Here is a 22,334-nt window from a genome sequence, read left to right as displayed (position 1 = left end):
CGGCGTGGCTGAAAATTCAATGGGTAATCTAGTGAGAAGTTGTATGAAAGAGCAATGATCCGGCTTTCCATTCATGAAAAGGTAGTATCAAGTGTCGAAGGTGCCAGAAATAGGATGAAAGATTCTGAAGGCTTCACGGTACATTGAGAAAGGACAACTGCCGCAGGGAAAAAATCGCTGCAGCTGAGTATATCTCAAAGAACTACGTATCCCTCACCGTAAGAAATATCCAAAGACGGATTAGGGACTGAAAGAAGAACACATGAGTCAGAGATACAGCACTAGGAAAGATCCCCGAGCCTGACAGACAGCACCATCAACAGACTGTTTTAAAAAGCTCAAGACATAGAAATACAGGGAAACGTCATGCAACTGATGGACTTTACTGCCGGACTCAAATCGCATGTGCAACCAGTGCAATAAAATTGATAAGCTTATTCTTTTCTTCTGGTTCCAAACCGCCGTCGCTCCGGTACCAATTTCCCGCCGGAGTGGTTCCACTGAGTTCCGTCGAAGTCTCCCCAAATGTCCGCTGTTTGCGTGACCTGCAGCGGATTCGATGTTGAGCTGGAATAATGCAGCTTTTGACTCAAAATGTGCTGAATTATTCTGAATTACTTGAAGCAGCAGACATTCTTCGGAGTGCCTGCTGCTTTGCGTTATCAGCGTTGATAACATTATGATAACAATTTGGCAACGGGGGGGGGGGAAATCCCCGCCGCTCTTTTCCTTTTGACACATATTCGCGCGAAGAGAGTATAATTTGTTATACAAATCATACTCTGGAGGCAATATTAATGAAAGCACCGGAAGGGAAATATGCATGGACGGCTACCGTCGGGGAGAAAGGACAAATCGTAATACCGAAACAGGCGCGGGATATCTTCGGGATCAAGCCCGGAGATACTCTGCTTCTTCTTGGCGATGATAAGCGGGGGATCGCCATTCCCCCAAAAGGAGCGTTTGCAGAATTGTTCGGGATCGCATTCCAAGAGCGGGATGGTGACAAGGAATGAAAAAGGTCGCCTTTTTCTGCATTCCTGCGCACGGTCATACGAATCCCATGCTACCGGTTGCTGCGGAACTGGTGGAACGAGGGAATACCGTCCGATTCTATTCGTTCGACGAATTTGAAGATAAGATCAATGCAACAGGCGCAGAGTTTATCTCATGCGATGCGTATCTTCCTAAACTCACGGAGCAGGAAGAAGCTGGACTAAAGAATATTTCCACGACAGAAATGACACTGCAGGACATCCGGATCACGCTTCGTATGGACAGCTTCCTTGATAAAGAGTTTAAGACCTTCAAGCCCGATGTCATTTATTCGGATTCCGTTTGTTTCTGGGGCAAACTGAACGCATGGAAGCATCATGTGCCACTGGTGGTCTCCACCAGTACCTTCGCCTTTAACCAGCTGTCATCACAGTACATGAAGAACACGCCGAAAGAGCTGGCAGATATGATTCTCGGGCTGCCGAGGGTTTCTAAGGAGTTAAAAACACTCGAACCCTACGGCTATCATGTGAAAGGCGCCTTGTCACTGGTACAGAGCGATAATCAGACGGACAGCATCGTCTATACTTCACGGCGGTTTCAGCCCTATGCGGAAAGCTTTTCTGACCACTACGCCTTTGTAGGGCCCTCTGTATTTTCAAAGGCCGTTCCGGATAAAACGAAGGAATGCCCGCTCGTTTATATTTCCATGGGAACCGTTATCAACGACAGACGGGATTTTTACACTAAATGCATTGAAGCATTGCGGGATCAGAATGTTAACGTCGTCATTTCATGCGGGAATGCTGTAAACCGTGAGTCATTGGGAGTGCTGCCTGACAACATCCATGTGTATCCCTACGTTGATCAGCTTGACATTCTTTCCAAAGCGGACGTTTTTATAACGCACTGCGGTATGAACAGCGTTTCCGAAAGCCTCTATATGGCTGCACCGATGGTGCTTTATCCCCAGACAAGTGAGCAGAAAGCAGTGGCGAGAAGGGTAATGGAAATCGGCGCAGGTACGGCTTTAAATGACGATTCCATTGACGGAATCCGGGCGTCTGTGCATGAGATTCTGAGCAACGCCGCTTACGGAAAAGCCGCAGAAGTGTGCAGTACAGATTTTCGTTCTTGTACCGGTGCTGCCGGAGCAGCGGAGTTTATCGAAAATGCACCGCATTCATCGAACGGATTAGATGTTGTCGGTGAGCTGAATAAAACGACAGTGAGATTCCACTTCATATACTGGGCAACAATCATCGCCGCCATCAATCTGATCGGATTTCTTTTCAGCTGGAAATATGTGTGGATCATTGGTGTTGCAGCCGGTATTCTATCTAATCCGATCGGCAAGGCAATACAAAAACGGAAATATTTTTCCATGCTGCGCAGAATCCAACAATGAATGGATTGTTTTCTGGGCATTACTTTTTTCAGTAGAACTAAAGACTGGCAAGTTTGTTCCTGAATATGCGGGTAAAATGAATTTCTACCTGTCCGTTCTTGATGATCAGGTGAAAAGTGAGGCTGATAATCCGTCAGTTGGCTTAATCCTATGCAGGGACAAGAATAAGATTGTTGCAGAATATGCACTTAAAGATATGACTAAGCCGATAGGAGTAAGTGAATATAGGTTATTTGATGATGTTCCGAAGGAATTGCAGAATACTGTGCCTAGCTTAGATGACATAGAATCAAGGATTATAGATAAATATAAATGTGATTAATAGTGGAAGTCGGTTTGCACTATTATGCCAATGATTTGCGAGACAGCGTCCTGCAAATCTTAGGGGATATTTATGGAAATATGGGATGCTTATGATGAAAAACTAAATAAGATTGAGGGAATGACCTTAGTCCGTGGAGAAGAAGTCCCGGACGGAGTTTTCCATCTTGTATGTGAAATTATAGTAAAACATACCGATGGTACTTATTTGCTTATGCAAAGAGATCCAGGAAAGCATCTGGGCGGAATGTGGGAAGCCACTGCAGGAGGGTCTGCGCTTCAGGGAGAAGATCCGATGACTTGTGCGTTAAGGGAACTTTCTGAAGAAACCGGAATTAAAGCAGATAAGCTTACAGAAGTCGGCCGTGTGTTACATCACTTACATAAATCAATATATGTGGACTATCTGTGCGAGACTGATGCTGATAAAACCAGCGTGGTACTGCAGGAAGGTGAAACCTCTGCATATAGGTGGGTAACGGCAGAAGAATTGCGCTCAATGCCTCGCAATGAGTTGGCAACAATGAGAATGCTATATTTCATTAAGGATTTGAAATGAGGGATTGGAGATGACGAATATATGATGAGTAAAGAAATAAAAATTATAGAAGAGAAGAAATTAATCAGAAACAAAGAATTGCCAGAGAAATCCTAGAGGCATTATCTGACTGGTTTGGAATTCCTGAACCCAGAGAATAGTACATAAAAGAAAGTGCTGATCAGCCATTCTTTGCTGCGTATGATTCGAATAAACCTATGCATAATTACTGGCTGAAGAGGTACCACTCCAGAGACCTTCTAATCATTGACGACTGACTCCTCTATCCTGTCAAAGAAGGACAATGTGAACAGGTCCTTGATGTTGTTGAGGGAAGATATCGGCATAGTGCAACGATTTCCGGCTCTTAGTACGCAGAGGACGGCTGGAGAGAACGTCTCGGAAGCGGTGCAGTTGCCGAAGCAATCATGGACCGACTCACAGCATGTGCAGAGCGGATCATTATCCTTAGCGACAAGTCAATGAGAACCAGAAATGACTGACATTCACCAACCTGGATAGAAACCTGGATAGACGACGAAACCCGTCTTGGAATAAAACAAGCTGGGTTATGCATGCAGGAAGGTGGACTTACAGCTCCGGAACGCAGGACTTCGGTGCCGGAAACGACTGGTAATTACTGCCCGTCCTTGACGCTCCGGATCAATGGCCTTGAAGATCCGTAACACTTGCCCTAGGATGCCCAGAATATTCAACAGAATCAGAATGCTTGAATGATGACCAAAAATTGACCCAAAAAAGGGATAAAAACTCGTATACAAGAGATAGTCTGTGTATTCAAAACAAAGAATTGTTAATAAAAATAATAGAAGCTAACGATAAATACTCCGTAATTATCGGCATGGAATAAATATTGAAAGTCCGGAATCAGGTATAAAGGCGATCTAAATTTATCTGGGGATGCCTCGAAAACGTGTTAAGATTTTTTGAAAATGTCCCATCTTGTTAGAAACTTCTGAAACGTAACAATCATTTGTTTTTATTCGCGTTCATTTCATTGAGTACCTTCTGAAGTTCCTTCTCGTTACTTACCGTGTAGTAATTGTCACGCTTCCGTTCTCCAACCTTCATGCATGTGTAATGTTTTCCGTATCTTTCGATGTAGATCTCATCTGTAATTGCGTCTATGTAAACAGTAATGTTCTGCTTCTGGCTGAGGTGAACAATCTCTCCATTGCTTGTCACCGGGGTATATAAGCAGTTCCCCATGGAGAACACATCGTTCCTGATCTGCCTCTGATATTCTGCTCTGAAGACTTCTGAATAGTTGAAATCAAAGGGTACCGGAGTGAACAGCTCATGTGGATCCTTTACCGGATATGAGAATTTCGCATTCAGGTAAAGCCTGTATTTCTTGTTGAACCAGTCATTGAGGTAATCATAGTTGTGGGGTACCTTCCATCGGATCAGGTCATTCGGAAGCCGCATCTGTGCCGTACCGTTATAACGTTCAACGCGTCCCTTGGCCTGAGCTGAATTTGCGAAGATCATAGTGATGCCAAGCTTATTCATCATGCTGGCAAACTGCGTTGGTGTTCCGGCTTTGACGCTGCGGAAGACTGAGAACTTGTCTGAATACAGTGCTTCCGGAATGCCGTAATTCTCCAGAACAAGCTTCATCATACGGGCGTATCCACGCGCACATTCTTCAGCCATGAAGTATCCCGCAAGAACCTCGGTACTGGCATCGTCAACCGCAAGATGAAGGGCGTAAGCTCTGCCATCATTGAACCAGTCGTAGGGCGTTCCATCAATCTGCACCAGCTCTCCCATATGGTCTCTCGGGGCTCTTGTTGAATGCGTGACGCGTGTACCATCTGTCCGGCCTGGCTTCTCTACAGGAGACGTCCATCCTTCCCTTACAAACAGATCGCGGAACCAGGTCTTGCTGCGGTTCTTCAATCCATACCTCACAACATCGGCTTCCTTGTCTTTGTTTGTAATGACATCTTCAAGATAGATGTCTCTGAACTGTGCTATGGTGATTGACGGATACGTCTTCTTTAAATCCTCAAGGTACCTGATCTCTTGGTCGGAGGCAGTGGTTACCGGCTTTCTTCCGGTATTGCCGTGAGTGAGAATAGCAGACGTATCTTTTATCTTTCTCTCGGCTGACAATCGCTCAATCTGCTTCCGGCTGTATCCACATTGATCAGCTATCCATTGACAAGTAATCTTAGGGTTCGAATCCCTTTGTTCCAGTAGTTTTAGAGCTTTAACTTTATCTTTTTCTTTCTTCATCTGGATCACCTCCAGATGAATGCATTAGTCCCCGAATGCCTTGAAATCAATGGGACATTTTCATTTGATCACGTGTGGGACATTTTCATTTAACTATGACAGGGATGCCTCGAAAACGAAGTAAAAAAACTTGGGGTGTCGGGGTACCCCATGAAGGTTTATCCCACCACGAAACCGTCTGGTAAAACAGGCGGTTTTTGAATGGAAAGGAAAAGGAGACCGCCTGTTACGGCTGCGTCTCCTGAAGTTCTTCGTATTCGTCCAGAAACATCTCACAATAGATGGCGATGCGGGCAAGCATCTCGTCTGTGTTCATGGCATACAGAGTCATATTGCTCGTTTGGTTACGCTGCTTCAGCTCACATTCAATGCCGCGCATTAATCGCTGTGCTGAGCGGCATATTCGGTTCATGGAACGAATGCTGGCCTGCAGATATTGTTCTGCTTCTTTGCCATACAAACGGGCTCCTTCTGCAGTGATCCATGCCTGTTCGGGACTCAGGGGCTGAAAGCTGGTTGAAGTCATTGCTTAACCTTCTTTGGCGGAATGACAGGATTCAACATTGGCTTGGAGCTCTTTCTGAGCACATAGAGGCAGCGGCTGCGGAACCTGTCCCAGTTGGTATATCCGTTGGCTGCTTTCTTGATCGTCTTGATGATTGAGTTCCGGTTCTCCATCAATCCGTTATTCAGTTTTATGTCGGACACTACCACCTGGCCTGTGTCCTTATCGACTGTATGACGCTGCTTTACGACAATGAAGGAGTTGATAATCTCCTCTCTCCAGCTGATCAGGGTGCGGGAGAACTCTTTCATTTCCGGAATACCACTGGCTGCGAAGGACTGAATCAGTTTGTTCAGCTCCTGGGGAGCAGTATCGTAAGTGCAGTTGTCATAGAAGTCCACAACGTCATCCTTGAGGTCCCATGCCTTTTTCAAATCGGGATGAACGGCTTCGATCATGGCTTTAATTTCGTAATAATTGAGGAACCGGTTCAGCTTGCGGTTCATTTTCCTTGGATGGCCGGGATCGAACAGCTTTTTACCATCTTTGTCTCTGGCGTCCAGCCGCTTGAATATCATCCAGTTGAATGTCTTCAGCAGATAATACTCGTTGGTTTGTGTTTTTGTGCCTTCAATATATTTTGGAGTCTGCTTCATTACTCTGATCCGGACGCTGTCAGCCTTTCTGGAGAGCTCCTGGCTGACATGATAATGGTCAACGGAATGATAGGCCTTAGGGAACAGCTGACGTATGATGGCGCGGTATTCACTATACATGTCCGTGGCAATCATTTTGACGCGCTTTCGCTCTTCCACTGGGATTTTGAGAAAGTAGCTGAGCAGATAATCTTTTCTTCTGCTTGGCAGGATATCCACCGGCTCCTGTGACTCAAAGTCGAGAATAACGAACACATATTTTGAGTTCTCTCCCGGATGATAAAATGCGTAGTTCTCATCCCAGCACATCAATGTGGGCAGAGGTCTTCGCGCCTCCTTTACGTGGGCATCGAAGACGGAGGCAGCGGTTGTGGGAGAGATGTGATACCGCTTAGCGACGGAAGCGAAGGTCTCGGTCTGAATCTTCAAATCGTTCAGAATGTTTTCAACCGTGAGGGCGGAGATGTGCTGCTTCCTGAAACAGAATGGATTGTTCTCATAGTACGTTCGATGACAGACAGGACAGATGTACCTGCGGGCATGATAGAAGATGGTGCACTCACGATCAGTAAAGACGCCGTGGCTTATCTTCTTGTCAATGTAGTCCTTAACCCTTGGCAGGGTACAGCCGCAATCGGGACAAGGCGGATGATCCGGCCGCAGTAAAACATGGACAGACGCACTGCCATTGTCATTATGGAAGATGACATTCTCCACACTGCCTGTATCGAGGTTAAAGAATTCAAGAATGGCCTGTTTATCAGATTGTTCGGACATAGATCTTCTCCTTTGAGCCCAGCATAGGGGAAGATCAGGAAAGGCCCAAGTCAAAGTCATTTGGCCCATTCAGGCAGAGATTGATTCCGGCCACCCAGCCACTGGAAGAATCATATTCCGGAGCCCGGCGGACATCACGCCGGAATAGAACACGAAGCTGTTGAAGCAGCGAATCAGGCGGATCAACCAGCTTCAGGAAAATCCGGAGCTGCACAATGAGCTTATCGAGCCATTTGTTCCAACGGTAAACGGAAGAATCGGAAGGAAGCGAATAACGATCAAGATCCAGATCATTGTCCAGAGCCGATTCGATGGTCTGCACCGAGTAGTGCTTGTAAGGGACAAGGAAATCAGGGAGAACACGGTGATGTCTTCCGTTGGAAGAGACGGCGACAGGAATCCAGATCCAGTAAGAACCTTTTGGCGTTTTAACGCACCTTCTGGCAGTTCCGCAGAATCTCATTGGCAGGCCTGTTTCAGGATCCAAAACAGGTTCGCTGCATTTCATCAAAAATCATTCAGATGATTAGGATGTTTAACAATTTTGTATTGTGAATGTGGTACACTAACCATGGTTTTGGTTATGGGTTCAGAGATGGCTGGAAACTAGTCTCTGAACCTTTTCCTTTCTATTGATGTCTCTAACCGCATGATAATCGGTAAATACGAAAAGGAGAAGGTCTTTGTGCCTCCCCATGAGGGTTTACAGCTCTTTAACTCCTCCCGGATCATCAATCCCAGGATTTCTTAGAGGCACCCCCAAACCCCATCTATTTTTAGATAGTCGGTATAAACACTGGGCTTCCGGACTTTTTCTATGCATCGGGTGTACATTTTTCAAAAAAGATTCGGCGTTTACCGACCACCCTTTTTGCCTGAAAACGGAACCACCTATTTATCTCCGTCTGTGAAGGTAAATAATTCCTCGACAGTAACGTCAAATACTCTTGCGATATCCATTGCCAGCTTTAATGAGGGATTATATTTACCGTTTTCCAGATGAACAATTGTCTCCCTCCGGGCACCAACTTTCTCCGCAAGATCCGCCTGCGTTAATCCTGCTTTTTCACGGAATTCTTTTATTTTTGTAACAAGTGCCACCTCATACTCCCTTCTGATCCATTACCTTGAAAATGATAATTCGCAGTATGGAAATGATGATCAGCGAAAACATAATAACCCAGCCCATGAAAGATGCAGTATTAGCTACATGCCCCAATGTGCCGCCAATAAATGCAGTCAAAACCATTGCTGCTGCAAATATTTTCAGACAGATGGAGTCACATCTTTTTAAATTTGCTCTTGCAAGCTCATCGATGGGTTCTTTGTGAAATTTCCGGACTCTGTATGATATCAGGAAAATAAAACATATGATCCCTCCTGCGACAGCATTTTGAATATACGTGTAGGATTCTTTCCAATCCGTTCTTACCCAGCACCAATAGTAGAATGTCAAACCAATGGTAAGAACTGCAGTTTCTGTCATCAATTCTGTAATACTGACTTTTTTATTCATAATGCCTCCCGTGTGATATATTTATCACTTTGCGTTATAAATATATCACATTAAAATTACTTGTCAGCAATAAATGTGACAAATAATTCACTTTTGCGTAGCTTTGGGATGATATGATATAGAAACAATAAAGAGTAAAGGGAGAGCATCATGATAATGGACAGAAATGCTGTTCTGATTATTACCTTTGTCTTCGCTATCGCATTTCCGGTCGGGATGATGATCTGGTGGAAGCGGCGTACAGGAGAATCCATCTGGTCCTTTGCGGCTGGAGCTCTCTGTTTTGTCCTGTTTGCCATGGTGCTGGAAAATCTTATGCATCAGGTATGTCTGGGAAGCCGGAATGCTGTTTCATCCAAAATACTGGCTTCGCCGGTTCTGTATACTTTGTATGCGGCATTTGCGGCTGGCATTTTTGAAGAAACCGGTCGTTTGTTTGGATTCAAAGTGCTTCTGCGCAAAAATAACAAAAATTCCTGCGCAGTTGCATATGGAATCGGGCACGGCGGAATGGAAGTAATCCTGATATTGGGAGTATCTTATCTGACCATGCTTCTGGCAGCTGGCGGAGTGAAAATCGGCACTGCAGAGGCAACAGCACAAATACTGGCTAACGCACAAAGCATTACGTTTGCTACAGCAGGAATTGCCATGTTTGAACGCATTTCTGCCATGATGATACACATTGGTCTTTCTATGCTCGTATATACGGCGGCAAGAAACCGGAAACAGATTTGGCTCTATCCGGTCGCGATTCTTCTTCATGCCCTGGTGGATGCACCGGCAGCCATGTATCAGTACAGAGCCATAACATCTCTGGCTGTAGTAGAAGGATGTTCCTTTGTAATCGCGGTGATCTGCCTTGTGCTTGGAAGAATCGTACTGTACAGGAACAATACCAGGTGATCAGGATATAATGCTTCCACCGCGAAGCGGATGTGCCGGCCACAATCATAGAAAAAGAAAAATATGAGCGGGCGGGAAACAGCGAAAGGAACATGAACGAAGGAAATGGCTATCAGCCTGGTAGATTTTTCCTGGGAAAAGTAAAGCATAAGGAGGTTGAGCCATGTCCAGAAGAACAGACCTTGAAGCTCAGGGATTCAAGACATATGAGAATGAGGAAATATCAATTTTCTGGAATCCTTCCATCTGCCAGCATGCGCCTGGAACAATCGAGCTCGAATAAAATAGTGTTGCTGTGAAATATGAGGCAGTGGCTTTTGCGGCCGCTGCCTTTTACTTTGCGTCGATTTGAAGTCAGTTTTGGAAGTGTAGATGGCATCGCGGAATACATATAATTATGGTATAAATATGTCATGATCGACAGTAAAGTGAGGTGATAATATGCCACAAATCATTCCCATCAAGGATTTAAAAGATACAGCAAAAGTTTCTGAAATGTGCCATAAGAGTTCTGAACCTATTTTTGTGACGAAGAATGGATATGGCGATATGGTACTGATGAGCATGGAGGCCTATGAGGAAATATATCAGAAGGAGCAGCTTTACCGTGAACTGGAGATTTCCGAAAACGAGATCAGGGGCGGAAAAACCAGAGAGGCCAGAGAGGCATTGGCTGATGTGAGAAAGAATTATGGCTTATAAGCTCGCGATTCCGGAACATACAGAGCACCAGATCGATCAATGCATCAGCTATATTGTCAATACTGTGAGAAGCCCTTCCGCAGCGGGAGCTGTTCTGGATGATATCGAACACACATATAGTAAGCTGGAGAAAATGGCAGAGTCCTTTGCCTTCTGCAATGATCCCTATCTGCGATCAAAGAGATACCGGAAACTGGCATTGGAGAAACATCATTATTTGTTCATTTACAGAGTGGATGGGGAAACCGTATATCTTGTAGGATTTTTCCATATACTGGAAAATTACCGCACAAAGCTGTAATGAGAACAAGCTGCGGCAACATATTACTAAAAGATATGGAGAGCTTTGCAACCGGATTAAAGCGGATTCAGGATGTCTGTGATTAAGTCGGCTGTAAAGTGGAATATCGTGGAGATGATTACGGATTTACGGTAAGGTTTCACCGCCACTGCGGGAAGGCTGGAGGATAAGCGTGAGTGACAATAGCTCTCACGGTGGCACTCACGATGAAGAAAAAAGTATCTCTATAAAACAATATGAAGCAGTGGCTTGTGCGGTCACTGTTTTTTTCTTGCGCCGGTTTGAAACGGATTCGAATCATAGGCAGGACACGAAAAATCATTTTGAGAGGTATGCACGCATACGCGCAGGGTGCTTCCTGCAGCATCTCGGGAAAACGTATGTCATCTGAAATACCCAATGCGTTAATGATAGTGCAGCACCAGCCGGCAGGGACCGTTCGAAAATATCTATCATCGCCGCTTCCTTTCAGTAACGAACGGATTCATGAAAGAAACTGTTAAGCTCACATAGGCAAGAGCTGCTGTTGTGCGCTTGCGGCAGTAACTATCCAACATGCCCCTCTGGGGGAGTAAGCGGCTTCCCCAGCGGCTATATGTGCGGACAGTGACTTGTATTCGAATGAGAAACAGGGCCTTGAGTACATTGCGTCAGATTTTGTCAAGTACCGATTTTTCCTTCTTTCGCACTTTTCCCGTCCTTTTTTCAGAATGACTGGGATTTTATGATGATTCCAGCTTCAGGAAATCTGTCGCAGCCACTGTGCCGGCACAGAAGCGCTGCAATATTTTTTGTCAGAAGGAGGAGGTTATGTTTGGAGTAAAAGTCAAAAACATCAACACGAAGAAAGAGTATACGATTGAGGAATTTTATGATGCGATCAATGGTCACAGCTTTTCCGCTGGTGCACCGGCGCTGACAAAGCACGGTCTTGCGACCATCATCACGTTCCCGCCGCTGGATCGTCATAACCAGGTCTGGATCGTACCGGTCCTGGGTTTCAAAAAGACGGCGACAGCTAAGTTCCAGATTTCGAAGAATGATGCGGCTGGTGTCGGAAACATGGCTGTCAATGGCATTTTGAGTGACCTGACCGGGGGACTTACAAATCTGCGCAGCGCAGCCGGCGGAAATGCCAAGAAGGCTGAGAAACTGGTGGATTTGACGGTCGATGAACTGAATGCGCTGAATCTGTAATCAGCGGGCAGACTATAACAGCTATTAAACAAAATCATAGTAGAGGAGAATATTGAAATGAATTTTGAACTTGTGGGTGGTGCAGGCTTTCAGCTGGCAAAGATTCATCTTGGCAACGGGGAAACAGCCAAGATCGAAAACGGTGCCATGGTGTATATGCAGGATGTGAACCTGGAGGGAAAACTCAACAGCAATAAGAAGGGATTCGGTGGATTCCTCAGTGCGATGGCGAAGAGCCTTGTCAGCGATGAGAGCATCTTCATCACGCAGGTAACAGGAACAGCTGCTGATGGTGTGGTTGCCATCGCACCCACGGTGCCGGGAACAATCGCTAAACTGGAGGTTGGCGCTCGCCAGTACCGTCTGAATGACGGTGCATTCTTTGCCTGCGATGATTCGGTAAACTACAAGATGCAGAAGCAGGATCTAGGTCAGGCTTTCTTCGGCGGCTCCGGCGGTCTGTTCGTCATGGAGACGGAGGGACAGGGCGATATGCTGATTGCTGCGTACGGTGACCTCGTTGAGGTAGAGTGCACGCCGGCAAAGCCCGTTACTATCGATAACGAGCATGTTGTTGCCTGGGATGCGTCGCTCTCTTACAGCATTGAAGTGGCATCCGGATCTTTCGGCTTTACAACCGGCGAGGGCCTTGTCAACAGATTTACCGGATCAGGCAAAATTTTGATCCAGACGCGGAACATCAATGCTCTGGCGGATGCCGTTAAGCCGTTCCTCCCGGATAAGTCTTCCAATTAATCCTGGAACAATTCGGCAGCCAGATGCCGGGCTAAGATCTGTTTTCCGCCATTCATCTGGCACTTAGTATGCGGCACAGGAGTGCTGCTGGAAAGGGGATTATGATATGAAACAGCCTTCGCACGGGAAAGCCGTCGTAAGTCTTGTACTTGGCATTATCGGCGTTATCTGCTGGTTTTACGGTTATTCGTCTGTTCTATCGATTATACTTGGCATTGTTGCCGTGGAGCTTGCAAAGGCCGCGGCAAGAGATGGAAACACCGAAGGTGTCTGCACTGCAGGAAAGATTTTCGGCCGCATTTCGTTCATCGGCGGCATTATATTCCTTATCCTTACCTTTGCTGTGGTAGGCGGACTCATTGCGGCATTTATGTAATTTTCTGATTCTCAGAATGTTGCGGGCAGCGGCGACCGATCCTTTCCGGGATGCGTCGCCGCTTTCTGCTTGCAGGATCAGATATTTCCCTGAAACGGAAAAGGAGGGACACTGACTTTGGAAAAACTTCAGATCGGTATTTGTGAAGACAACAAAGACGAGCGCGTAAGGCTGCTCAGGCTGGTATCGGACTCGTATGCCGAGTTGTCCGTGGAAGCATTTGAGAGTGCAGAGGATCTTCTTGCTGCTTTTTATCCTGGAAAGTATGATCTGATCATTTTTGACATCTATATGGGCGGCATGACGGGCATTGAAGCGCTGGAGCAGATCCGGCACTCGGATGTGCATGTCGTTGCCGCCATTGCTACAACGAGTCAGGACTATGCGCTCGAATCGTACCGTCTGCATGCGGCCCGCTACCTGGAAAAGCCGGTGGATGAAGAAGAGATCCGGGATCTCATTCAGCTGGTGATCAGCAGAAAGGAATCCGAGCCTCATTATGAATGTGAGACAGCCGCGGGACGAGTGAGAGTTCCCTTTGATCGCATTCAGTGCGTGGAGCAGAGAGGAAAAAATCTGATCATCCATGTGGAAAACGGACAGGAGCTGGTGGTGCGGGGCAAACTGGATGAAGTACAGGTGGATTTTCCGGAAAAGTATTTTTACCGGTGCCACAAAAGTTATCTGGTGAACCTGTCCAATATCTGCCGCATCGACAAAGAACTGCTGACCTTTGTCATGGAGGATGGGCAGAATGTTCATATTCATCGGCAGGGATTTTATGCCGCAAAGCGTGCGTATGAGCAGTATCTGTATTCGATTGCGGGAGGCTGGAAAAAACAGGCACAGGACGATCATAACGAATAAAACCGGAAGCAGGGATTTCTGCCTGGATGATACATGGAGGTATGGATGAACAAATTTCTTGCGACGATATGGAAGGAGCTGGTTATCCTCTGGGAGGATTCTCTGATTTTTCTGCGCTGCGTGTTGTACACCGTGGTTATCATCTTCCTGATGATTGGTGCAGCCGCCACCTTTACGGGCGCACCGGCGCCTGGAATTTTCCTGCTGGTTTTAAACGTACTGCTTCTGTTTCTCATGAGAAAGCTGGGCAGGGCAGCGTCTGCAGACTTTGACAAGGACTTTCAGGAAATGGTGCGTAAGAATCTGGAAGAACAGAATCCGGACGGTGGAGAATAAAAGCAATGATGAAGACCAAACATTCGGCACTGCTCATGGCAGGACTACTCACGGTTGGAGCGATCCTCTCCGGCTGCACAGATACAGAGACCGCTGTTTCAGATCCAATGAACAGGATGACGAATGCCGGGCCAGGTGTCGGAAGCAGCGAGTCCGGTTGGACGATTATGGTCTACCTGTGTGGGTCTGATCTGGAGAGCAGCGGCGGCCTTGCCTCGCTGAATCTGGAGGAAATGTGCAGTGCCGTGCTTCCGGAAGATGTCAACGTTCTGGTGGAAACAGGTGGAACCTCCACATGGTACTGGGACGGTATCGAGACAGATGTACTCGGCCGCTACCAGGTGATGGATGGCAGTCTGGAGGAAGCGGAGACCGTGGAACTGGCTTCGATGGGAGATCCGTCTACGCTGACTGGTTTTATACAGTGGGGCATAGAAACTTATCCCTCGGAACATTACGGTTTAATCCTGTGGGATCATGGCGGCGGCAATGCGGACGGCGTATGCTATGACGAACTCTATGACGGTGACAACCTGACGCTTCCGGAACTGGGATCGGCTCTGAACGATACTGGTGTCACGCTGGATTTCATCGGTTTTGATGCCTGCCTGATGGCAAGTTTCGAAACAGCCAAAGCGATCAGCGGCTTCGGGTATTATATGGTAGCATCCGAAGAGACGGAGCCGGGCCAGGGATGGGACTACGAGTCGATGCTGAACGCCATCGGGGAGGACCCTTCCATGCAGGGCGATGCGCTGGGAAAGGTCATCTGCGATGCCTTTTTGGATAAATGTCTCCGCCTGGACTGCGCGGACGAGGCAACGCTGTCCGTAATCGATCTGTCGGCTGTCGATATGCTGGACCGCACCTTTGATGAATATACCAGCGGCATGGCGATGGCGGCCGACGATGTGGAAGCCTTGAACAGCGTGGCATCAGCTGCTGATCAGACGGAATCCTATGGCGGCAATACAGATGCCGAGGGCTACTGCAACATGGTCGATGTCGCTGATCTGGTCAGCAACACGCAGGATTATGTGCAGACGGATGGTAGCGGCCTTCTGAGGGCGATCGATGAAGCGGTCGTATACAGCGTACATGGAGACAGCAGAGAGAATTCACATGGCATCTCGGTGTTTTATCCGATCGAAGTGACAGAGGACGAGCTGTCAGTCTACATCCAGAATTCGGACAACACGCCTTATCTGCAGTACATTGCAGCGGTTACGGATACCTATGGAGATGTGGACTGGGACCAGGAATGGGCAGACTACGATTCGTCCGTATGGTGGAGTTCATCCGAGGAGGATGTGCAGGAGCTCTTGACCGATATGCAGCCGGTGTCCGGAAGCAATTTCGATGTGCAATATGAGCAGACGAGTGGTGATGATGGCTATCTGCACTTGTCAATTACCTCCGGACTGGAGGCTGTGAAATCCGTTCATTTCCTCCTCTGGTACATGACCGACGGATCTGAAGATGGATCTGCTTCGGAATTTGTTTACCTCGGCGAAGATAATAATATCGACAGCGACTGGGAAAACGGCAGGTTCAAAGATAATTTCTTCGGTCAGTGGATGACGATCGGCGGCGAGTATGTAAATGCAGAGCTGATCGAGGAAACAGAAAGTTACAATCGGTATTCTATTCCGGCGGAGGTCAACGGGAAAGAGACGAACATCCGGGCTATTTACGACTATTCCACAGAGACCTACCGGGTGCTTGGTACCTATGATGGCGTTGAAAGCAGTGACGGGATCGGAAGCATGACGAGCCGCGGTATTACTCCTTTGCAGGAGGGCGATGAGATCGTATTCCTTTTGCCGGCTTTTCAGGCGGATTCGGAGGAAGAAAACTGGTATTACACTGACGCCGTAGAATGGTCCGACGATATCATCATGGAAGATGAAGATATGGGGGACGGATACTATATGTATATGTTTGAAATTACAGATATTTTCGGCGTGGAATATGACACGGAACCGGTCATCATGCAGGTGGAAGGCGATACTGTTTATCAAATTGCGGAATAATCAAGCTGCATTTTCTGTCAGAGACAATATATATTTCTGGACATGGTAAGGAAAATCCATGAGCTTCCCTGCGGGATGAAAAGCAGCAGCGGTCGTATACTGGTATTTGCCGCTCAATGGCATGAAAGCATATTAGATATCAAGAAGGCAAAACAGACGTGAAGAGTTCTCATAATCCTTTTCATATTTCCGGCAGATACGGGATCATTTTCCATTCCATCTGCATCGGACTTTTTATTCTTTGTACAATTTTCATGATCTTTCGCACACTGGCTTATCATAGTTATGGAAAACTGGCGGGACAGGCCATCCCCGTAACAAAAATTGAATCTGCCGAAATCACGGTGAACGGAGAGACGAAGACATACAGTCTTTCAACGAAGCTGGAACATCTTGCCCAAGGGACGCCGGTGGATGTCACATTTATTTTGAACAATACGTCCAATGATACATGGATGCAGATCCGCACAGCTTTCGCCCCCGTTACTGTCTATGAAAACGGCGTGGAGGTCTATGCGTTCGGCGCACAGAATACACGTCCTTCGTTCATGAAGGATCCGGGCACGATGATCCAGTTTGTTCAGATCATGGAGCAGGGTGAGGTGGAGATTACGCTGCATTACACTTCGCCGACGACCCGGAGCTCCTTGACCGTTGCGGCCCCGCTGATCTCCAATCAGGCGGGCCTGTTGCGGTACGATGGGCATAAGCTTGGATATGTCATGGGAGAAAGCCTTGTCCTGCTGATCGGGGGCATTCTTCTGGCAGTCATATCGGTTTTTGTGATCCAGATGATCCACGAGGGCGTCATTCTGCTCTGTATCGGCATTTTCACGGCCGTCACCGGATTGTGGGGCATATCCAACTGCGATCTTGCGCTTTTCTTTCTGAATGATCCCAATCTTTGGTACATCGTCAGCTATGTCTGTTTTTTCAGCCTCCTGGTTCCGCTGGAGATGTTTCTTGAGGAATATGTGCATTTCCATTTCCGGAAGTTATTGCAGTCGCTGCATTATGCGCTCTGCGTCATGGTGCCGCTGACCGTGATATTGCAGCTGAGCGGGACGGTCATGTTTTCGCAGAGTGCCCGCATATATCAGTTCCTTGTTCCCGCTTCTGTCCTGGTCTTTACAGGCGGTGTTATATGGGAAGCGTTCCGGTACCGCAGCAGGCCTGCCGGACAGATGATTCCGGGTATGCTGATCCTGAGCTGGGGGACTATAGCAGAACTGCTCAATTACAACGGAAGCCTGGAGTATGACAGCTCGTTTTATTTTCTTCTGGGCACGGGCATTTTCTGCCTCTATATGTGCATCGTCGGTGCGCTGCAGATCCGCAGGTCATATGAGTACAGACGCAAGGCACAGGAGCAGGAGCGTCAGCTTATGCTGATGAATCAGGAAATCCTGGAGCAGAAGAAGTATCAGGATACGGTGCTCGACCATGAAAGGCAGCTTCGTCGGCTGCGTCATGATTACCGTCACCAGATCATGGTTCTGCAGGAATTTGTAAGAAACGGAGAGACACAGGAGTTGTCCGCATATCTTTCTGAGATGATGAAGGCTATTCCAAAAAACAGCGATATTCGCTATACGCAGAATGTTGCGGTTAATGCGGTCATTGCCTACTATGCTTCTCTGGCAAAGAAAAAGGGCGTAGAAACGGATATTGACATACAGCTGCCAGAGATGCTTTCGATGGATATGGAGCAGAGTCTATGCGTAGTATTCGGAAATCTTCTGGAGAATGCCTGTGAAGCACTGGCAAGACTGGACTGCGGAGGAAACGACACTGCGGACACTGTAGAAAAAGGCACAGAGCGGGGAAAGTTTATCCGTCTTTCGGCTGTGGAACACAGGGGAAATCTGATCATCCATATGGAGAACAGCATGGATGGAAAGATCAGAAAGTGGGGAAAATTTTATATTTCCAGCAAAAGGCAGGAGGTCGGAATCGGTCTTACCAGCATTTCCAATATTGCAGAAATGCATGGCGGAGATGCTGAATTTCACGGTGAAAACGGTGTGTTTATTTCGGATGTCTACATGGAACTGTTTCCTGGAGAATATAACGAACGTGAACCGCAGGGTAATTTTTCTTAGTGGTCCTTTCTCCGGCTGTCAAGTACCATTCTTTCCAAAATACGTCATTTTTTCGCACTCTGAAGTGAAAAGTTAAATTCCACTTCAGGGAGTGCTAAGTAGAAGTATGTCTTTCAGTAACTTCCAGTTGAATTAAATCCTTCATTCTCCCTGTATCATATTCGTAGGGTCGACGGCTTCTTCACGAAAGGAGGTTCCTATATGGAAGCCGCCAATAAACAATCGCATCTTACTTTTGGCGATCGTCAGATCATTCAAAAAGGCATCGAAAATGGATCCAGTAAGAAAACCATGGCTGATCTTCTCGGCAAGGATAAGTCTACAATCGGCAAAGAGATTAAGCTGCACAGGGAGCTTACATACAAGTGCAGGCTTCCTCTTGAATGTGCCTCCTATGCACATTGCAGGTTCAACAGGATCTGCACAATTCAATGCCAGGGCTATGTTCAATTCACCTGTACCAGAAGAGATCGTTCCCCCGGGGCCTGCAACGGGTGCTCGAAATACAGCAGCTGTCGATTTGATAAGTTCAGATATTATGCCGATCATGCGCACTCTGCTTACCGTGATACCCTCGTGGAATCGCGGGCTGGTGTTAACGCCACGGCAAGCACGATACGGGAACTCGGTGAGCTGATCAAGCCCCTGCTTGATAAAGGACAATCCGTTTACGCTATCCTGGAAGCCCATCCGGAGATCGGCCTGAGCGAAAAAACTATTTATACATATATCGAAACCGGTGTGTTTACAGAAGCCGGTATTCCCATCAACTGTCTTGATCTGAAAAAGCAGGTGAGAAGAGTCCCCTCCAAAAAGCGGCAGTTTAAGCCTCGCAAAGATCTTTCCTATACGAAAGGCCGGACCAGTAAGGAATACGACGAATACATGTACGCAAATCCTTATGCCCGGGTTGTACAGATGGATACCGTATATAACGATCCAACCAATGGTCCATTCATTCAAACCTTCAAGTTTCTCCGTTACGATCTGCTGCTCTGCCTGTATCACGAAACGAAAACATCGCTCAATATGCTTGCAGGTATTAATCTTCTTGATGAAATCCTTGGACATGATTTGTTCAACAAGGAAGTTGAAGTTCTTAAGACAGACCGAGGCACAGAATTTACATGCGCCAACCAGGCTGAAATCAGATCCGACGGAACTCGAAGGACAAGGATGTTCTTCTGCGACCCGATGGCTTCATGGCAGAAAGGCTCTCTCGAGAACGTGCACCTGCTTCTTCGGGAAATCTGTCCCAAGGAATGCGATCTGAAAGCGATTGGTGTTATCGATCAGTATGCATGCAATATCATTTCATCAAATATCGATTCTTACCTAAAAGAAAAGCTGAATGGAAAATCATCCTTTCAGCTCCTTGAATTTCTTAGCCCGGCAACGGCAAAGAAATTCTATGAATTTGGGCTTCAAAACATTTCAAATCCAGACGAAGTGATTCTGAAGCCATACGTTCTAAAGATACGATAATTTAGCGAAAGCCGTCGATCCGCCAGTGGATATTACTCTTTCACGACAATGAACTGCTAAAAGTTCACTGGTTTTCAATGCGTCTCTTTAGATCTCTTTACACTTATATTTTGGGGTCAAAAAAGTGGAAATACAAGCAAAAAGCGATGACGCAGAGCCAAATTTTCCTCTGTTCATCGCTTCTGTAAGATTAATTTCCACCGATCTTCTGAAGTGGAATTTAACTTTTCACTTCAGCCATTTTTTCGCACTATTTTGCACTCTAAGGCAACGGTAGTATAAAAAACGGCTCCGCTGCTGTCTGTTCGTAATCTGCAGATAGAACTGCGCTCGAATGGACTGGCAGATATGGAACCAAAAGAAAAAGGAGAGAAGGAATGACGTACAAGAAACTGATGGGTATTATGATGGCTGCTGCGATGGCAGCTACGATGGCGGCGGGCTGCGGAAGCGCTTCCGATGGCGCAGTGGAAGATGACACTGCGACATATTCTGAACCGGCTGAGACAGAGGATGCCTATGCTTCAGAGGAAACAGCGGAATCGGAAGAATCTGCAGACTCGGAAGGATTCTCGCTCAATGATGTGACGGGTGACATGGTCACCGCCGCCGTATATGCGCAGAATGCTGACGGTGATGAGCTTGTGCTTGCGACATATACTGCTCCGTCCGGAAATACCTACGCAACGCTGGTTGATGCAAACAACAGTGGCCTGTGGACGATTCAGGTGACGGCGGATGGAACTGAAAGAGAAGATGTGGAAGCTGAAGACGGCTCGACCGTTTCTCTTACGGTATTCAGCGGTGCAGATGTCTATACGGGTGACCCGATTGTGATTGGCCTGGCTGAGCCGGAAGATGGAACCTGCTACGTTTATGACATCAATGGCAACATTTATGCCGGGCAGCCGTTGACTGGCGATGAAGCGGTGACCTATCTCGGAGCAGCCATCGCCGTTGCAGCACAGTAAATTACTGTATATTTATCAGATTCAGCGGGCCGCACCCGGATGCCAGAATACCACGGAAGAGGGGTAGGCATATACGTTAGCAGACAGCTATCTGTACGCCGGTTTCCTGCAGAAATGTGGGGCCGGTTTTTTGCTTGTTTCTTTGGATTTTTTTTGCGTCCTGCGTTTGAAAATTGAATCCGCCTTTTCTGGAAGAATACAATATGAGTCATATGGTAGAGTTGCCTCTGAAAGAGCAGAGCTGGGCAGAGGAGCACGACTATGAATGATGAAGAAATGTGGAGAGCGGTAAGAAACTGTGATGCGTCCTGTGACGGGCAGTTTTTCTACGGTGTGAAGACGACCGGCATTTACTGCCGGCCATCCTGTAAATCAAAACTCCCCCAAAGAGATCATGTTGTCTTTTTCAGAACCAGGGAAGAAGCAGAAAAGGCCGGGTTTCGGCCATGCAAACGCTGCCGTCCCGATCTTCTGCAGTATGATCCGGCCCTGGAACTTTCACAGCGAACGAAAGAACTGCTGGAGAGGCATTACAATGACCGTGCGACGCTTGAAAGAGACATGAAGGAAACGGGCGTGAGCCGCAAGCATCTGACGCAGGTTTTCAAGCAGCAGTATGACATTACGCCGTCGGAATATCTGATTCAGGTAAGAATCGGCGCGGCACGGAAGATGCTGGAGGACGGCAGTGAGATTGTGGATGCGGCCGGCATGGCGGGATATGAGAATCTGTCAGAATTCTATGATCATTTCCGCAGACTGATAGGAATGACCCCGGCAAGATACCGGCAGATTTTTGCACATAACATCAGTCGCAGCGTCCTGGATACTCCGATCGGCCCACTGCGGATCATTGCTTCAAAGGATGCTGTCCTCTGTGTGGAGCAGGCATCCCGTGAACGCAGGGAGGCCGGGGCGGAAGCTGATCAGATCCCGGCGGACCGGATTCTTGCGGATCATACTTCGGGCAGTCTCGTGATGGACACCGAGGCGCAGCTGAACGAGTATTTTTCAGGGAAACGGCGCAGCTTTGATCTGCCGGTTCGCCCGGAAGGAACCGGGTTTCAGAAAAATGTATGGGAACATCTTTGCGATATTCCCTATGGTGTGACGCGAACCTATGGCGAGCTGGCAGAAGTGACAGGAAACAAGAAGGCTTCGCGCGCTGTCGGAATGGCGAATCACTGCAATCCGATTCTGATTCTGATTCCATGTCACCGCGTGATCGGTGCAGATGGAAGCCTGAGCGGATATGCGGCGGGCATCGAAGCCAAGAAATATCTGCTGCAGATGGAACAAGAGTATTCCAAAGGAGTGAAGTAA

At 47.2% G+C, this 22,334-nt stretch carries 24 protein-coding genes; 18 read left to right on the top strand and 6 right to left on the bottom strand.

The annotated features are described in order from the left end of the window. The first annotated feature begins 797 nt into the window (after nt 1-797). From C1714_RS00950 to C1714_RS00935, 4 genes are all read left to right on the top strand, one after another. On the top strand, nt 798-1,016 hold the full coding sequence (locus C1714_RS00950; RefSeq protein ID WP_102341431.1) for an AbrB/MazE/SpoVT family DNA-binding domain-containing protein: 219 nt from the start codon (nt 798-800) through the stop codon (nt 1,014-1,016). Beyond that, nucleotides 1,013-2,404 (top strand): macrolide family glycosyltransferase, encoded by a 1,392-nt coding sequence (locus tag C1714_RS00945; protein WP_102341430.1) that lies wholly within the window; start codon nt 1,013-1,015, stop codon nt 2,402-2,404. Before C1714_RS00950 ends, C1714_RS00945 begins: the two co-directional genes overlap by 4 nt. Then, nucleotides 2,301-2,726 carry a PDDEXK nuclease domain-containing protein gene (locus C1714_RS14515; protein WP_102341429.1) on the top strand — a complete coding sequence of 142 codons (426 nt, stop codon included), beginning with the start codon at nt 2,301-2,303 and terminating at the stop codon, nt 2,724-2,726. The genes C1714_RS00945 and C1714_RS14515 overlap by 104 nt, the downstream gene beginning before the upstream one ends. A gap of 72 nt (nt 2,727-2,798) precedes the next feature. Continuing rightward, nucleotides 2,799-3,284, top strand: coding sequence for an NUDIX hydrolase (locus tag C1714_RS00935; protein WP_102341428.1), 486 nt, complete (start codon nt 2,799-2,801; stop codon nt 3,282-3,284). Nucleotides 3,285-4,253: 969 nt separating this feature from the next. Here the strand turns inward: C1714_RS00935 and C1714_RS00930 are convergent. From C1714_RS00930 to C1714_RS00905, 6 genes are all read right to left on the bottom strand, one after another. Next, nucleotides 4,254-5,525: a DDE-type integrase/transposase/recombinase gene (locus C1714_RS00930; protein ID WP_102341427.1), complete on the bottom strand. Its 1,272-nt coding sequence runs from the start codon at nt 5,523-5,525 to the stop codon at nt 4,254-4,256. A 226-nt stretch (nt 5,526-5,751) separates the two neighbouring features. Then, entirely contained in the window at nt 5,752-6,051 is a 300-nt protein-coding gene (locus tag C1714_RS00925; protein ID WP_102341426.1) for a hypothetical protein, read from the bottom strand. Further along, nucleotides 6,048-7,463, bottom strand: a complete 1,416-nt coding sequence (locus tag C1714_RS00920) for an ISL3 family transposase (protein ID WP_167849870.1) — start codon at nt 7,461-7,463, stop codon at nt 6,048-6,050. The genes C1714_RS00925 and C1714_RS00920 overlap by 4 nt, the downstream gene beginning before the upstream one ends. A 34-nt stretch (nt 7,464-7,497) precedes the next feature. After that, nucleotides 7,498-7,971 carry a DUF6431 domain-containing protein gene (locus tag C1714_RS00915; protein ID WP_135567852.1) on the bottom strand — a complete coding sequence of 158 codons (474 nt, stop codon included), beginning with the start codon at nt 7,969-7,971 and terminating at the stop codon, nt 7,498-7,500. A 383-nt stretch (nt 7,972-8,354) separates the two neighbouring features. Continuing rightward, nucleotides 8,355-8,564 (bottom strand): helix-turn-helix transcriptional regulator, encoded by a 210-nt coding sequence (locus C1714_RS00910; protein ID WP_102341425.1) that lies wholly within the window; start codon nt 8,562-8,564, stop codon nt 8,355-8,357. A 1-nt stretch (nt 8,565) separates the two neighbouring features. After that, nucleotides 8,566-8,979 (bottom strand): hypothetical protein, encoded by a 414-nt coding sequence (locus C1714_RS00905; protein WP_102341424.1) that lies wholly within the window; start codon nt 8,977-8,979, stop codon nt 8,566-8,568. A 150-nt stretch (nt 8,980-9,129) separates the two neighbouring features. Here C1714_RS00905 and C1714_RS00900 point away from each other — a divergent pair, with 150 nt between their 5' ends. The 14 genes from C1714_RS00900 to C1714_RS00840 all read left to right on the top strand — a co-directional run bounded on the left by C1714_RS00900 (nt 9,130) and on the right by C1714_RS00840 (nt 22,334). After that, nucleotides 9,130-9,885 (top strand): YhfC family intramembrane metalloprotease, encoded by a 756-nt coding sequence (locus tag C1714_RS00900; RefSeq protein WP_102341423.1) that lies wholly within the window; start codon nt 9,130-9,132, stop codon nt 9,883-9,885. A 163-nt stretch (nt 9,886-10,048) separates the two neighbouring features. Further along, a complete protein-coding gene (locus C1714_RS14350) occupies nt 10,049-10,168 on the top strand; it encodes a (4Fe-4S)-binding protein (RefSeq protein WP_245304970.1) in 120 nt (39 codons plus the stop codon). Nucleotides 10,169-10,326: 158 nt separating this feature from the next. Further along, a complete protein-coding gene (locus tag C1714_RS00895; protein ID WP_102341422.1) occupies nt 10,327-10,587 on the top strand; it encodes a type II toxin-antitoxin system Phd/YefM family antitoxin in 261 nt (86 codons plus the stop codon). Next, entirely contained in the window at nt 10,577-10,888 is a 312-nt protein-coding gene (locus C1714_RS00890; protein WP_102341421.1) for a type II toxin-antitoxin system RelE/ParE family toxin, read from the top strand. Before C1714_RS00895 ends, C1714_RS00890 begins: the two co-directional genes overlap by 11 nt. An 810-nt stretch (nt 10,889-11,698) precedes the next feature. Further along, entirely contained in the window at nt 11,699-12,085 is a 387-nt protein-coding gene (locus C1714_RS00885; RefSeq protein ID WP_102341420.1) for a hypothetical protein, read from the top strand. Between the two features lie 57 nt (nt 12,086-12,142). Next, entirely contained in the window at nt 12,143-12,841 is a 699-nt protein-coding gene (locus C1714_RS00880) for a TIGR00266 family protein (protein ID WP_102341419.1), read from the top strand. A 106-nt stretch (nt 12,842-12,947) separates the two neighbouring features. Further along, entirely contained in the window at nt 12,948-13,217 is a 270-nt protein-coding gene (locus C1714_RS00875; RefSeq protein WP_102341418.1) for a hypothetical protein, read from the top strand. A 117-nt stretch (nt 13,218-13,334) separates the two neighbouring features. Next, nucleotides 13,335-14,084 carry a LytR/AlgR family response regulator transcription factor gene (locus C1714_RS00870; protein WP_102341417.1) on the top strand — a complete coding sequence of 250 codons (750 nt, stop codon included), beginning with the start codon at nt 13,335-13,337 and terminating at the stop codon, nt 14,082-14,084. A 45-nt stretch (nt 14,085-14,129) separates the two neighbouring features. Then, entirely contained in the window at nt 14,130-14,420 is a 291-nt protein-coding gene (locus C1714_RS00865) for a hypothetical protein (protein ID WP_102341416.1), read from the top strand. A gap of 5 nt (nt 14,421-14,425) precedes the next feature. Further along, nucleotides 14,426-16,453 carry a clostripain-related cysteine peptidase gene (locus C1714_RS00860; RefSeq protein WP_102341415.1) on the top strand — a complete coding sequence of 676 codons (2,028 nt, stop codon included), beginning with the start codon at nt 14,426-14,428 and terminating at the stop codon, nt 16,451-16,453. Nucleotides 16,454-16,707: 254 nt separating this feature from the next. Next, on the top strand, nt 16,708-18,555 hold the full coding sequence (locus tag C1714_RS00855; protein WP_135567855.1) for a GHKL domain-containing protein: 1,848 nt from the start codon (nt 16,708-16,710) through the stop codon (nt 18,553-18,555). 201 nt (nt 18,556-18,756) lie between these two features. Beyond that, nucleotides 18,757-20,040 (top strand): helix-turn-helix domain-containing protein, encoded by a 1,284-nt coding sequence (locus C1714_RS00850; protein WP_102341413.1) that lies wholly within the window; start codon nt 18,757-18,759, stop codon nt 20,038-20,040. 377 nt (nt 20,041-20,417) lie between these two features. After that, nucleotides 20,418-21,011, top strand: coding sequence for a hypothetical protein (locus tag C1714_RS00845; RefSeq protein ID WP_102341412.1), 594 nt, complete (start codon nt 20,418-20,420; stop codon nt 21,009-21,011). A 261-nt stretch (nt 21,012-21,272) separates the two neighbouring features. Beyond that, on the top strand, nt 21,273-22,334 hold the full coding sequence (locus C1714_RS00840) for a bifunctional transcriptional activator/DNA repair enzyme AdaA (RefSeq protein WP_102341411.1): 1,062 nt from the start codon (nt 21,273-21,275) through the stop codon (nt 22,332-22,334).

The organism is Galactobacillus timonensis (assembly GCF_900240265.1).
Classification (GTDB): domain Bacteria; phylum Bacillota_I; class Bacilli_A; order Erysipelotrichales; family Erysipelotrichaceae; genus Bulleidia; species Bulleidia timonensis.
This window is presented reverse-complemented; position numbering and strand designations above follow the sequence as displayed.